The sequence below is a fragment of the Paracoccus sp. J55 genome, assembly GCF_000513975.1.
Taxonomy (GTDB): Bacteria; Pseudomonadota; Alphaproteobacteria; order Rhodobacterales; family Rhodobacteraceae; genus Paracoccus.
In genome coordinates this window covers 191,873-205,285 of sequence record NZ_AZVA01000002.1, presented here as the reverse complement: position 1 = coordinate 205,285, position 13,413 = coordinate 191,873, and the positions used below count along the sequence as shown (strand labels likewise).

The following is a 13,413-nucleotide window of genomic DNA, read 5'->3' as shown; positions in this document are numbered from 1 at the left end:
GCGGGCGCGCGGATCAGTCCTGTTCGCACATCTGGCGCAGGGCCAGCTCGATCTCGTGGCGGATCATCTGCTGCAGGTTGCGGCTGAGGCGGTTGCCGATCTCGCCCTGCAGTTCCTGCCGGATCGCCTCGCGGATCATGCCGCGCAGATGCGTGCCCTTTTGCGCGTCCTTTTCCTGCGGCGCGAAGAGATGCGGCTCGCCCGAGTCGCGGACGATGGCCTCGGCGGCCTGCGCCTCGGCAGCGGGGTTGATCGGGGTCACGGAAGCATTTGCATGCAGCATGGTTTCCTCCATTTGCACGGTGGGAAGGGAAGGCTCTTCCAGCGAAGGGCCAAAGGGTTGGATCTGCGCCGGCTCCGGCCAGCTCATCAGCAAGGGGGCTTCGGGCTCAGCCGCTTCAGCCTCCGCCGCCTCGGGCGGGGCCGGCTCTGCGTCGGCGCCCTTTTCGGGGCGGGCCTCGGGCTGTTTGGGATGCGGTTCGCCTGCCGCCTCTTGCGGCGGCTCGCGCAGCCAGTCGCCGAACGGCAGCGATTCCTCGTCGGCCGCCTGCGGTTCCGGATCGGACCGGTCTGCATCGACCCGGGGCTGCCCAGCCTCGGCCGATTGCACCGGGGCGCGCGCGACCAGCGTGCTGCTGTCCAGCACCAGGGGGGTGATTCGCGCCGGGGATGCGGACTGCCCGGCCAGGACCGGCGCGATCCGCGCCTCCGGCGGGCCATCCGCGGGCGGCGGCGTGTTCAGCGTCTGATTCGGGATGCGGCAGCCCACCTCATCCTGCGCGATGAGCCGGCGGATCGAGGCCAGCACGTCGCCGACATTGTCCGACCCGGGGGGCGGGTTCGGATGGCGCATCATTTCATGCTGCATGATGCGCCCCCGGATCGAGGGCGGCGTCAGTCCCTGCCGATCGCGCGCAACACGCGGTCGAGGCTTTCGCCCTGCCTGCTGGTATAGGGTGCGTCCTGCACCGCGTTGTAATAGGCCGATGGGTCATAGGTCGGTATCCCCAGTTTCAGGTTTTCCACCGTCAACAAACCCATAGCAGCCAGAAGTTGATAATGTGCTAATTGCAGATTGGCCTCGGCCGAAATCTTGTCGGCCCGCGCCTCGAGCAGCGATTGTTCGGCATCCAGCACGTCCAGAGTGGTGCGCGCGCCCAGCGTCGCCTCCTCTCGCACGCCTTCATAGGCCTGCTGCGCGGCGACGATCTGCTCGTCGATGGCGCGAATCTGCGCCCTCGCCACGTCGATTCCTGCCCAGGCCCTGCCGACCGCCTCGTCGACCTGGCGCGAGACATGCAGCAGCGCCCCCCGCGCCTCGTCCCGCCGCGCCATGGCCTTGCGATGCGCCGAGGGCAGGCGTCCGCCGGAATAGATCGTCTGCGAGAGGCTCAGCGAGGCGCCAAGGCTGTCGCGGGTCCCCTCTAGGCCCGTCTGCGCCGACAGCTCCCGCGACCGGCCGATGCTGGCCTGGCCGGTCAGCGTCGGATTGCGCTCGGCGGCGGCGGCGGCCACGCCCAGCTCGGCGGCGGCGGCCAGGCGCTGCGCCTGGCGGATCGCCGGGTGGCTGCGCTGGCCGATCTGGCGCGCAGCCTCCAGCGAGGCGGGCAGCGCCGGCGTGGGCGGCGGCGGGGCCAAGGTGCCAGGCGCCCGGCCGGTCGCGGCGCGATAGCTTTCGCGGGCGATTTCCAGATTGCCCTGCGCCGCGGCCAGGCTGGCCCGGGCGGCTGCCAGGGCGGCATCGGCCTGCGACACGTCGGTCTGGGTGATCTCGCCCACCTCGAACCGGTCCGAGGCGGCCTGTTGTTCCTGGCCGATCACCCGCACGGAATTGGCCTGCAGGTCGACCTGCTCGGTGGCGCTGCGCACGTCCAGATAGGCCTGCACCGCGCCCAGAAGCACGTCCTGCTCGACCCCGACCAGCGCGGCGCGGGTGGCCAGAACGGTCTCCTTGGCGGCGTCGATGGCGATGGCGTTGCGGCCCCAGTCGTAAAGCGTGACCTGCGCCTGCAGCCCGATGCTGGTCGAGCGGCCGATATTGCCCTCGATCTTCTGGAAGCCGTGCTCGGCGATCCATTGCACGACCGGGCGCAGCTGGGCCAGCGCCGTGGCCGCGTCCTCGTCCGCAGCGCGCAGCACGGCGCGGTTCTGGTCCAGCAATGCCGAATGGCGATAGGCCGCGACCATGGCGTCGGCCAGGGTCTCGGCGCTTGCCGGCAGGGCCGTCGCCCCCGCGAGCAGCGCCGCGATCAGCGGGCGGCGCAGGGTTCTCAGCGTTTTGCGAAACATCCCATGGCCTTTCCTGTCGGCAGTCACAAGGCGAAGCCCCGCGGGCGCGCAAAGCCCGGCAGGATCGGCGCGGCGGCGTTGAAGGCAAAGCGCCAGTTCACCCGCCCGTCCAGCTTGTGGCCGAGGCGGACGGTGCCCAGGTTGTTCTCGCGGAACAGGGCGACGATGCGGCCGCCCTCGCGCAGCTGGTCGACCAGCGCGTCGGGGACCTGCTCGACCGCGCCCTCGATCAGGATGGCGTCATAGGGGGCCTGGCCGGCGCAGCCCTCGGCCAGCGGGCCCTGGATCACGGCGACGTTGAAGACGTCCTGCGCGGCCAGCCGGCTCTCTGCCTCGGCGGCCATGGCGGCATCCTCCTCGACGGCGACGACGGCCTCGGCGATGCGGGCCATGACGGCGGCGGAATAGCCGTAGCCGCAGCCCACATCCAGCACCAGGTCGCTGGTCTGCAGGTTCAGCACATCCATCATCTTGCCCAGCGTGCGCGGCTCGAGCAGCACGCGGCCGGGGACAAGGTCGATATTGTTGCCGACATAGGCGACGTCCCGGCGCGACTCCGGAACGAACTGCTCGCGCGGGACGCTCAGCATCGCCTCGATCACGGGATAGCTGGTCACTTCGTTCGGGCGAACCTGGGTATCGACCATCATGGTGCGGCGTTGCGCGAAATCGGTCATCTGTGCGAACCCTGCTCTCGGTTGGCTTTGTGCTCTCTTGCCACGAAAATCCGGGGCGGGCAACGGCGGCCGGCACGCTTGCCGCGACGGTGTTGCCGTGGCAGGGTCGCGGCATGGCCGAATTCCTGTTTCCCCCGCCGCCGCCCGCCGCCCTGCCCGTGATCGGGCAGCAGGCCCGGTTTCCCGTGAACCGCATCTTTTGCGTCGGCCGCAACTATGCCGCCCATGCTGCCGAGATGGGCAGCGAGGTGGATCGCGAGGCGCCGTTCTATTTCCTGAAATCCGCCCATGCGGTGCGACAAAGCGGCGCGACCCTGCCCTATCCTCCCGGCACGTGCGACCTGCATCACGAGATCGAGCTGGTCGTCGCCCTGGGCGCCCCGGCCTTCCGCATCGGGGCCGGGCAGGCGATGGCGGCGGTCTGGGGCTATGGCTCGGGGCTCGACATGACCCGGCGGGACCTGCAGGCCGCGGCCAAGGACAAGCGACGGCCCTGGGATCTCGGCAAGAATTTCGAGGGCGCGGCGGTGCTCTCGGCCCTGACCCCGGCGCGGGACTTCGCCCCGGCGGCGCAGCGCATCCATTTGCAGGTGAACGGCACGGTGCGGCAGGGGGCGCGGATCTCGGACATGGTCTGGTCCATCCCCGAGCTGATCGCCGACCTGTCGCATTACTACCACCTTGCGCCGGGCGACCTGATCATGACCGGCACGCCGGCCGGGGTCGGCGCGGTCGGGGCGGGCGACCGGCTGCAGGGCGGGGTCGAGGGACTGGCCGAGGTGGTTCTGGCCATCGACCCGGCCGAGTGATCAGTCGGGATCCTTCCATTCCAGCACCAGCTGGGTCTGGGTGACGACGGCCGCCACCTTGCCGTCCCGGCGGGTGATCGTGGTCTGCCAGACCATGGTGGTGCGGCCCAGATGCAGGGCCGCGGGCCGCGCCTCGGCCACGTCGCCCAATCGGATCGGGCGCAGGAAATTGGTCTTGCTTTCCAGCGTCGTGGTCGCGGCGCCCGGCGGCAGCCGCAGATGGGTGGCGGTGCCGGCGGCATGATCGGCCAGGCTCATGATCGCGCCGCCATGCAGCACGCCGTTGCGGTTGGTCAGCGCCCGGGTCACCGGCATGCGCAGTATGACCGCGTCGCGCGTCGCGGCGACCACCTCCATCCCCAGTGATTCGGAATAGGGCGAATGCGCCTCGATCGAGGCGGAAATCGGGCTGTCGTCCAAGGCGGTCCCCCTTTTGCCCGCATCTTCGGCGGCGAAGGGGGCGGCGTCAATCGCCCCGCCGTCTCAGCAGGCCGGGGCCGGTTCCGGCCGCCCCGCCAGATCGAGGCCGCGGGCGGTGGCGGGCTGCCAGGTTTTGGTGGCGTGATTCGCGCCGGACGGGTTGGTGCCGATCAGCGATCCGCCGGTGCCGCCGGTCCAGCCGGTCGAGCCGGAATTGGCCGGCGCCGTGCCGTCGGCCGAGGCCGTCTCGGGCGTGGCCGGCTCTGCCTGGGTCGCGGCGGGCGGGCATTCGCCGGCCCCGGCGACGGCCTGCGCCGGCTTTTCATCCCCGGCGGGGGCGGTCTGGGCCGATACCGGCAGGGCCGGCCAGGCCAGCGTCAGGCCCAGCACGGCGATACGAATCAGGGAAATCTGCGACATGGGGCTGCATCCTCCTGCCGGCCCAACGCCGGCTGGCGGCGGCGGTTCCTCCCCCGGCCGGACTTCTTTGCTCCTCAAATACCCAAAGAACCGTCAGGCCACGGCGATTCCCGGCTCGCCCGCCGCGCAATGCCCGACCACGGCGGCCAGCGGATGACCGGCGGCGCGAATCTGCGCCAGAACCTCCTCGGCCGCCTGGGGGGCCACGGCGACCAGCAGCCCGCCCGAGGTCTGCGGATCGGTCAGCAGGTGGCGGCGCCAATCGGGCAGCCCCTCGGGCAGCGCCACCTCGGCGCCATAGGCGGCCCAGTTCCGCAGCGAGGCGCCGGTGACGAATCCCGCCTCGGCCAGCGCCGCCGCGCGCGACAGAAGCGGCAGCGCCGCCTGCTCCAGCCGCAGGCGCAGCCCGGCGCCCCGGGCGATCTCCAGCCCGTGGCCCAGGATGCCGAAGCCGGTCACGTCGGTGATGGCATGGACATCGGCCCGTTTCGCCAGATCGGCGCCGACCCTGTTCAGCGTGGTGGCCGAGGCGACCATCTCGTCGATGCCGGCCTGGTCCAGGGCGCCCTTCTTGATGGCGGCGGAATAGATGCCGACGCCCAGCCCCTTGGTCAGGATCAGCGCGTCGCCCGGCCGTGCATCGGCATTGCGGCGCAGTTCGGACGGGTGGCAGAGGCCGATCACGGCCAGGCCATAGATCGGTTCGGGCGCGTCGATGGAATGGCCGCCCGCCACCGGAATGCCGGCCTGATGGCAGATCTCGCGTCCGCCCTCCAGAATCTCGCGGATCTGGTCCGGCGCCAGCTTGTCGATGGGCATGCCCAGGATCGCCAGCGCCATGATCGGCCGCCCGCCCATGGCATAGATGTCGGAAATCGCATTGGTCGCGGCGATGCGGCCGAAGGCGCGCGGATCGTCCACCATCGGCATGAAGAAATCCGTGGTGGCGATGACGCAGGTGTTGTCGTCCACCTGATACACCGCCGCGTCGTCCGAGGTCTCGGTCCCGACCAGCAATTGCGGGAACGCCGCCGCGAACGGCTGGTCGGCCAAGAGTTCGCGTAGAACCGAGGGCGCCAGCTTGCAGCCGCAGCCGCCGCCATGCGCCAGCGAGGTCAGTCGGGGTTGGTCGTTCATGTCCGGGCTCTCCTGTCGGTCAGCCGGCGCACGGTAACGTAGAATGCCGGGACCATGAAGATGCCGAGGAAGGTCGCGGCGATCATGCCGCCCATCACCCCGATGCCGATCGAGTTCTGCGCCGCCGCCCCCGCCCCGGTGGCGATGGCCAGCGGCAGCACGCCCAGGATAAAGGCCAGCGAGGTCATCAGGATCGGCCGCAGCCGCAGCCGCGCCGCCTCGACCGCCGCCGCGACGGTGGCGCGGCCGGACCGTTCCAGGTCGCGGGCGAATTCGACGATCAGGATGGCGTTCTTGGCGGCAAGGCCGATGGTGGTCAGGATGCCGACCTTGAAATAGACGTCATTGGCCTGGCCGAAGGTCAGCGCCGCCACCACCGCGCCCAGCACCCCCACCGGCACCGCCAGCATGACCGAGAACGGGATCGACCAGCTTTCGTAAAGCGCCGCCAGCGACAGGAACACCACCAGCGCGGACAGGGCGAAAAGCCAGGGCGCCTGATTGCCCGACTGCCGCTCCTGATAGGACAGCCCGGTCCAGGCGGTGCCATAGCCGCCGGGCAGCTGCGCCACCAGCTCCTCCATGGCCGCCATCGCCTCGCCCGAGCTGGCGCTGTCGCTCTGCTGGCCGGTGACCTCGATGGCGTCGATGCCGTCCATGCGCGACAGGCTGGGCTCGACCGGCTCCCAGCGGGTGGTCATGAAGGCGGTGAAGGGCACCATTTCGCCGTCGGAATTGCGGGCATACCAGCTGTCCACGTCCTCGGGCTGCATGCGGTTCGCCGCCGCGGCCTGGACGATCACCGGGCGCAGCTGCGCGCCAAGCGCGAAATCGTTCACCTCGGTCCCGGCGAAGATGGTCGAGAGCATGGCGTTCACCCCCGACAGGCTGACGCCGAAGCTTTCCGCCTTCTGCTGATCGATATCGATCCTCAGCGCGGCCTCGGTCTCGGTGCCGCTGCTTTCGACGCTCTGCAGGCGCGGGTCCTCGGCCGCGGCCTGTTCCAGCGCCTTGGCGGCCTGGGTCAGCGCCTCGGTTCCGCCGCCGGTCTGGTCCAGCAGGAACATGCTGAACCCCGCCGCATTGCCCAGCCGGGGAATCGCCGGCGGCTGCAGGAAGGTGATGCGGCCCGCTCGGTGGTTCTGGAACCGCTCGTTGGCGCGCGAGGCGACGGCGCTGGCCGAAAGCGCGGGGTCCTTGCGCTGGTCGAAATCGCGCAGCTTGACGAAGACCATGGCCCGGCTTTGCGAGGTGCCGGAAAAGCCGAAGCCCATGGCGACGAAGACCGAATCCACCGCCGCCTTTTCCTCGGTCAGCATGTAGTCCTCGATCTCCTGCACCACGGCGGCGGTCTGCTGCGCGGTCGAGCCCTCGGTCAGCGAGATGCGCGATTGCAGCACGCCCTGGTCCTCGCCGGGGATGAAGGTGGTGTGCATGCGGCCGAAGAGATCCGTCGCGCCGTAGCTGATCGCGGCCAGCAGCAGCATGACCAGCATCGGCCGGCGCAGGCTGCGGCGCACGGTGGCGGAATAGCCGCGCGTCACCCGGTCGAAGCCGGCATTGAACCAGCGGGCCGGGGCGAAGCGCGCCGGGCCGTGGCTTTGCCGCAAGAGGCTGGCGCACATGGCCGGCGTCAGGATCAGCGCCACCAGCAGGGACAGCACCATGGCGGTGATGATCGTGACCGAGAACTGGCGATAGATCACCCCGGTCGAGCCGGGCATGAAGCCCATGGGCAGGAACACCGCCGACAGGACCAGCGCGATGCCGATCAGTGCGCCGCTGATCTGGCCCATGCTCTTTTCCGTGGCCTCGACCGGGCCGAGCCGGTCCTCCTCCATCACCCGCTCGACGTTCTCGACCACGACGATGGCGTCGTCCACCAGAAGGCCGATGGCCAGCACCATCGCGAACATGGTCAGGGTGTTGACCGAATAGCCCAGCGCCGCCAGCATGCCGAAGGTGCCAAGCAGCACCACCGGAATGGCGATGATCGGGATCAGCGTCGCCCGCCAGTTCTGCAGGAACAGCAGGATCACCAGGAAGACCAGCGCGATGGCCTCGACCAGCGTGTGATAGACCTTCTCGATCGACAGCTCGACGAAAGGCGCGGTGTCATAGGCGATATGCACCTCGACCCCTTCGGGCAGGGCGTTCTTCAGCCCCTCCAGCGTGGCGCGCACGGCATTCGCCGTCTCGACCGCATTGGCGCCGGTGGCCAGGTTCACCGCGAAGCCCGAAGCGTTCATGCCGTTGAAGCGCGAATCGCGGCCATAGCGGGTCTGGCCGATCTCGACCTCGGCCACGTCGCCCAGCCGCACGGCGGCGCCGTCCTCGCCGGTCTTCAGCAGGATGTTGCGGAAATCCTCGACCGAGGTCAGCTGGCTTTGCGCGGTGATGTTGGCGGTGAACTGCTGGCCCGCCACCACCGGCTGCTCGCCCAGCGCCCCGACCGAGACGGTGCTGTTCTGCTGCGCCACGGCGGTGGTCAGGTCGGTGGGGGTCAGCTGGAACTGGGCCAGCCGCAGCGGGTCCATCCAGATCCGCATGGCATAGCCCGAGCCGAAGACATCGACCCCGCCCACGCCCTCGGTGCGCTTGACCGGGCCCTCGACCACCTGCTCCAACAGGTTGCCCAGCTCGATGGTGGAATGCTGCCCGGTGGTCGAGACCAGCGAGCCCACCATCAGGATCGACGAGGACGAGCGGGTGACCGAGACGCCGTTGCTCTGCACCGGGCCGGGCAGGCGGCTTTCGACCGAGCGGACCTTGGACTGCACCTCGTTCAGCGCATCGACCGGGTCGGCGCTGTCGTCGAAGGTCAGGGTGATGACGCTGCGCCCGGTCGAGGAGGAGGACACGGTGTAGAGCAGCCCCTCCAGCCCGGTCAGCGCGTCCTCGATCGGCGTGGTCACCGAATTCTGCACCGCCCGCGCCGTCGCCCCCGAATAGCTGGAGGTGATGCGGATCGTGGTCGGCGCGATGTCGGGATATTGCGAGACCGGCAGGTTGATCAGCGACCAGCCGCCGATCAGCATGGTCACGATGGCCAGCACCCAGGCAAAGACCGGGCGGTGAATGAAGAAGCGCGCCATGGCCTAGCCTTCCCCGCGCCCGTTGGCCTCGCGCACGACGCCCTGGGCGTCGATGGTGACGGGAACGGTGGTGACCTCGGTGCCGGCGCGCAGGTTCTCCAGCCCGTCCAGGATCAGCTGCTCGCCCGGGCTGATGCCCTGGGTGACGATCCAGCTGTTGCGATAGCTGCCCTGCTCGCTCAGCGTGACCTGCTGCGCCTTGCCGTCGCGGGCGACGAAGGCGGTCAGCGTGCCGTCCGAGGCGCGGCTGGTGGCGCGCTGCGGCACCAGCACGGCGCGGGTGGTGCCCAGCGTCAGCTTCACGCGCAGGAACTGGCCGGGCAGGATCATCCCGTCGGGATTGTCGAATCGCAGCCGGATCGGCACGGTGCCGGTGGTGGGCGACACGGCGATGCCGGGGCTGACGATGCGCCCCTCGCCGCGATATTCCTCGCCGGTCTCCAGGATCAGCTGGGTCTGCACGCCGCCGTTGACCACCAGCTGGCCGGCCGTGATGCGCGCCCGGTTGCGCAGCATGCGGGCGCTGGATTCCGAGACATCGACATAGATCGGGTCGAGCTGGGTGATGGTGGTCAGCGATTCGGACTGGTTCGCCGTCACCAGATCCCCGACCGAGACCGCCGCGACATCCGCCATGCCGTCCAGCGGGCTCTTGATCTCGGTCCGCTGCAGCGACAGCCGCGCCGCGTCCCGCGCGGCTTCCGCCGATTTCAGATCCGCCTCGGCCTGTTTCAGCGCCACCTCGGCATTGGCCCGCTCCACCGCCGAGACGCCCGAGCCTTCCAGCCGGCGATAGCGGGTGACGGTGTTCTGCGCCTGGGTCAGGCTGGCCTCGGCCCCCGCCACCGCGGCCTCGGCCGCGGAAAGCGCCGCGGCCAGCGTCTCGGGGTCCAGCCGGAACAGCACGTCGCCCGCCTTGACGGGCTTGCCGGGATCATAGGCGATTTCAAGCACTTCGCCGCCCACCTGCGGCCGGATGCCGGTCTGCTGGTAGGCGATGGCGCGGCCGGGCAGGGTGACGGTATAGGGCACGTCCTCCTCGGCGGTGGTCATCACGCCGACCTCGGTCGGGCCCTGCGATCCGCGTCGCCCGGCCCCCTCCTGGGCCGCTGCCTGTCCCCATGGCTGTGCCGCCAGAAGCAGCGCCAGCGCCGCGCATCTCAAAATCCCCTGCCCGGAGGTCATCTGCCGTTCCTTGCGGTTTGATGGTTGGCGCATTCTTTAGACGGCAAACCCCAATGGCAAGTAAACGGGGCAGGCATCGCCGATCACGGATTCGCCAGCAGGCCCGGTCTTCTCGGTTCTGCAGATACTCGTGCGGCGCGCGCGGGCGGGCGCGGCGGCTCAGAAATCGACGCAGATGCCCTTTTTCTCGTAATCGCCGTAGCGCACCGGCTCGGGCCCGTCGCGGCCGCCCAGTTCGACCGGCAGGTCCAGCGGCTTTGCCTTGCGGCGGCGCTCCTCGGCCTCGGCCAGCGCGCGCTGCGCGGCGGGCGGAAGATCGGCGGGCGGCAGATCCTTGCGGTCGGTCATGGCGGTTTCCCCTGCTTCGCGCTAGACCAAGCCAATCTAGGCAAGGGGCAGGCTTTGGACAAGTCACGCGGCAGAACGGTCAAGGATGCGGCACGCATGGGCGCCCTGCGCCTGCTGGCCGCGGTCGACGAGGGCGCGACGCTGGACGAGGCCGCCGCGCTGACCGAGCGTCTGCCGCCCCCCGACCGCGCCCGCGCCCGCCGCCTGGCGCTGGAGGTGCTGCGGCGCGAGGGTCGCGCCGACCTGCTGCTGGCGCCGATGCTGGCCCGCCGCCCGCGCCCCGAGATCATGCGCATCCTGCGGCTGGCCACCGTCGAGATGCTGGCGCTGGCCGAGGCGCCGCATGGCGCGGTCAATGCCGCCGTGGCGCTGGCCCGCGCCTCGGGGCAAAAGGGCCAGGCCGCCGCCGGCATGGTGAACGCGGTGCTGCGCAAGATCGCCGGCGCGGCCGAGCCCTGGGCGCGGCTTTCGCCGCAGAAGCTGCCGCCCTGGCTGCGCGGCCCCATCGTCGCCGCCTGGGGCGAGGAGGTCGCCCGCGCCATCGAGGCCGCGCATGAGGCCGGCGCGCCGCTCGACCTGACGCCGAAGGGCGCGGATTGCCCGGGCGAGGCGCTGCCCACCGGTTCGCACCGGCTGCCCGCCGGCACCCAGGTCTCGGCCTTGCCGGGCTATGAGGCGGGCGAATGGTGGGTGCAGGACGCCGCCGCGGCGCTGGCGGCGCGGCTGCTCGATCCGCGGCCGGGCGAGCGCATCGCCGATCTTTGCGCGGCGCCGGGCGGCAAGACGCTGCAGCTTGCCGCCGCCGGGGCCGAGGTCACGGCGCTGGACATCTCCGAGCCGCGCCTCGCCCGCGTGGCCGAGAACCTTTCCCGCTGCCGGCTTTCCGCCCGGCTGGTCGCGGCGGATGCGCTGGACTGGCGGCCCGACCAGCCGCTGGACGTGGTGCTGCTGGATGCCCCCTGCTCGGCCACCGGCACCATCCGCCGCCACCCGGAACTGCCGCGCATCCGCGACGGTGCGGGGCTGGCCGAGCTGACCGGATTGCAGGCGCGGCTGATCGACCACGCGCTCACGCTGCTCAAGCCCGGCGGCCGGCTGGTCTATGCCACCTGCTCGCTGCTGCCGGCCGAGGGCGAGGATCAGCTCGCCGCCGCGCTGGCCCGCCATCCCGGCCTGACGGTCGAGGCGCCGCAGGCCGCGGGGATCGAGCCGGGCTGGATCACCCCGCAGGGCGGTTTGCGGCTGCGCCCGGACCTGTGGCCGGAACGCGGCGGTATGGACGGGTTCTTCATCGCGCGCTTGCGGAAAACCGTTGGGCGGACCTAAGGTTGCGCGTCCTAAGTCAATGCGTTGCCCATGACCGATAGCACCGTCGCGCCCCGGGGATTCCTGCGCCGCCCCGAACCCAAGGCCATCGGCCATCCCGGTCGCGGCGAGCAGATCGTCGACGGCACGCTGCATCTGGGCGGCATCACCCTGTCGGGCGATTTCTTCGCCGCCGACCTGCCGCCCACGGTGGCGGCCGAGCTGCACGGCTTCGGCTGGCTCGACGACCTGGCCGCCGTCGGCACGCCGCGGGCCCGCGCCATCGCCCAGGACCACGTCCTGCGCTGGCTGCGCCGCCATCGCGAGCCCGTGGCCGGCACGCCGGAATGGATGCCCGAGGTCGCCGGGCGGCGGGTGCTGCGCTGGATCTTCCATGCCGGGATGATCCTGCCGGGTCTCGACCGCGACGGGGCGGGGCCGTATTTCCGCGCCCTCGACCAGCACCTGAACCATCTGCGCGACAGCTGGTATGACAGCGAGGACGGGCTGTGCCGGCTCGAGGCGCTGGCCGGGCTCGCCATCGGCGCCATGTCGCTGCGCGACCGCCAGACCATGGCGGCGCCGGCGCTGATCGCCCTGGCCGAGGAAGCCGATGCCATGGGCATCGACACCCTGTCCGAGGCCCGTTCGCCCGAGGCGCTGCTGGAAGCCATGGCGCTGCTGGTCTGGGCGCGGGAGGTCGCGGAGGAGGCGGGGCTGGACTTGCCCCCCGAACTGCCCGCCATCATCGCCGCCATCGCGCCGATCCTGCGGGCGCTGCGCCATGCCGACGGGGCGCTGCCCTGTTTCCACGGCGGCGGGCGCGGCGCGGCCGGGCGGCTCGACCGCTGCCTGCGCGCGGCGGAAGGGCCGGCCCTGCCGGTCGGCGGGCTGGCCATGGGCTTTGCCCGCATGGCGCGGGCGCGCAGCACGCTGATCCTGGATGCCGCGCCGCCGCCCGGCGGTCCGGCGGCGGTCCGCGCCCATGCCTCGACCCTGGCCTTCGAGCTGACCGTGGCGCGCCAGCCGCTGATCGTGAATTGCGGCCCCGGCGACGGTTTCGGCCCGCTCTGGGCCAAGGCCAGCCGCGCCACGCCCTGCCATTCGGCGCTGTGCCTGGCCGGCCTTTCGTCCTCGCGGCTGAACCCGAACCGGCAGGAGGGCGAGCCCGACATCCTGACCGAGCGTCCCGACCTGGTCTGGGCCGGGGATTGCGACGCCCTGGGCAACCTGACCGCGCCGGATTGCGGCCCGGTGCATTCCCCGGAACCGGCGCATCTGCTGGCCGGCCATGACGGCTGGCTGGCCAGCCACGGGCTGACGCATCTGCGCGAGCTCTGGCTCGATCCCGACGGCATGGGCCTGAGGGGCGAGGATTCGCTGGCGGCGCTGGATGCCAGCGCCCAGGCGCGGCTGGACCAGATCCGCCCTGACGAAGGGCTGGCCTTCGACATCCGCTTCCACCTGCACCCCGAGATCCAGGCCCGCCAGCAGGGGCAGGAGATCCGGCTGACCCTGCCCACCGGCGATGAATGGCTCTTTGCCCATGACGGCGTGGGCCAGCTGCGGCTCGAGGCGTCCTGCCTGCTCGATCGGGCGCTGGCCGAGCCGCGCCCCTCGCGCCAGATGGTGATTTCCGCCCATCTGCAGGGCCGCGCCATCCAGATCGGCTGGACCTTGGCGCGTTCCGGGGGTAGGTGACGGGCCAAATCCGCCATCCACCGCACG

General features: G+C 71.0%; 12 protein-coding genes. 3 read left to right on the top strand and 9 right to left on the bottom strand.

The genetic code is table 11. From position 1 onward, the window contains the following. Nucleotides 1–13 precede the first annotated feature (13 nt). The 3 genes from PARJ55_RS0103025 to PARJ55_RS0103015 are packed head-to-tail and all read right to left on the bottom strand — an operon-like array spanning nt 14 to nt 2,966. The gene (locus PARJ55_RS0103025) at nt 14–868 is read right to left on the bottom strand and encodes a hypothetical protein (protein WP_028716396.1); all 855 of its coding nucleotides are present in this window, start codon (nt 866–868) and stop codon (nt 14–16) included. 26 nt (nt 869–894) lie between these two features. After that, nucleotides 895–2,289, bottom strand: coding sequence for a TolC family outer membrane protein (locus PARJ55_RS0103020; protein WP_051416137.1), 1,395 nt, complete (start codon nt 2,287–2,289; stop codon nt 895–897). Between the two features lie 23 nt (nt 2,290–2,312). Further along, nucleotides 2,313–2,966 carry a protein-L-isoaspartate O-methyltransferase gene (locus tag PARJ55_RS0103015; protein ID WP_028711652.1) on the bottom strand — a complete coding sequence of 218 codons (654 nt, stop codon included), beginning with the start codon at nt 2,964–2,966 and terminating at the stop codon, nt 2,313–2,315. A 113-nt stretch (nt 2,967–3,079) separates the two neighbouring features. On the opposite strand from PARJ55_RS0103015, the gene PARJ55_RS0103010 reads away from it, so the two are divergent. After that, the gene (locus tag PARJ55_RS0103010) at nt 3,080–3,775 is read left to right on the top strand and encodes a fumarylacetoacetate hydrolase family protein (protein WP_028711651.1); all 696 of its coding nucleotides are present in this window, start codon (nt 3,080–3,082) and stop codon (nt 3,773–3,775) included. Here PARJ55_RS0103010 and PARJ55_RS0103005 read toward each other — a convergent pair whose 3' ends face one another. The 6 genes from PARJ55_RS0103005 to PARJ55_RS0102980 form a co-directional block, all read right to left on the bottom strand. Beyond that, on the bottom strand, nt 3,776–4,195 hold the full coding sequence (locus PARJ55_RS0103005) for a PaaI family thioesterase (RefSeq protein WP_028711650.1): 420 nt from the start codon (nt 4,193–4,195) through the stop codon (nt 3,776–3,778). 63 nt (nt 4,196–4,258) lie between these two features. Further along, a complete protein-coding gene (locus tag PARJ55_RS0103000; protein ID WP_028711649.1) occupies nt 4,259–4,615 on the bottom strand; it encodes a hypothetical protein in 357 nt (118 codons plus the stop codon). A 93-nt stretch (nt 4,616–4,708) separates the two neighbouring features. Next, nucleotides 4,709–5,752, bottom strand: a complete 1,044-nt coding sequence (selD, locus tag PARJ55_RS0102995) for a selenide, water dikinase SelD (protein ID WP_028711648.1) — start codon at nt 5,750–5,752, stop codon at nt 4,709–4,711. After that, complete coding sequence (locus tag PARJ55_RS0102990) at nt 5,749–8,847, bottom strand: efflux RND transporter permease subunit (RefSeq protein ID WP_028711647.1); 3,099 nt, start codon at nt 8,845–8,847, stop codon at nt 5,749–5,751. Before PARJ55_RS0102990 ends, selD begins: the two co-directional genes overlap by 4 nt. Nucleotides 8,848–8,850: 3 nt before the next feature. After that, nucleotides 8,851–10,032 (bottom strand): efflux RND transporter periplasmic adaptor subunit, encoded by a 1,182-nt coding sequence (locus PARJ55_RS0102985; RefSeq protein WP_028711646.1) that lies wholly within the window; start codon nt 10,030–10,032, stop codon nt 8,851–8,853. Between the two features lie 159 nt (nt 10,033–10,191). Then, nucleotides 10,192–10,380, bottom strand: a complete 189-nt coding sequence (locus PARJ55_RS0102980; RefSeq protein ID WP_028711645.1) for a DUF1674 domain-containing protein — start codon at nt 10,378–10,380, stop codon at nt 10,192–10,194. 96 nt (nt 10,381–10,476) lie between these two features. Here PARJ55_RS0102980 and PARJ55_RS0102975 point away from each other — a divergent pair, with 96 nt between their 5' ends. Together PARJ55_RS0102975 and PARJ55_RS0102970 are read left to right on the top strand one after the other, a co-directional pair. Next, on the top strand, nt 10,477–11,706 hold the full coding sequence (locus tag PARJ55_RS0102975) for an RsmB/NOP family class I SAM-dependent RNA methyltransferase (RefSeq protein ID WP_036713733.1): 1,230 nt from the start codon (nt 10,477–10,479) through the stop codon (nt 11,704–11,706). A 30-nt stretch (nt 11,707–11,736) separates the two neighbouring features. After that, nucleotides 11,737–13,386, top strand: coding sequence for a heparinase II/III family protein (locus PARJ55_RS0102970; RefSeq protein WP_036697291.1), 1,650 nt, complete (start codon nt 11,737–11,739; stop codon nt 13,384–13,386). Nucleotides 13,387–13,413 lie beyond the last annotated feature (27 nt).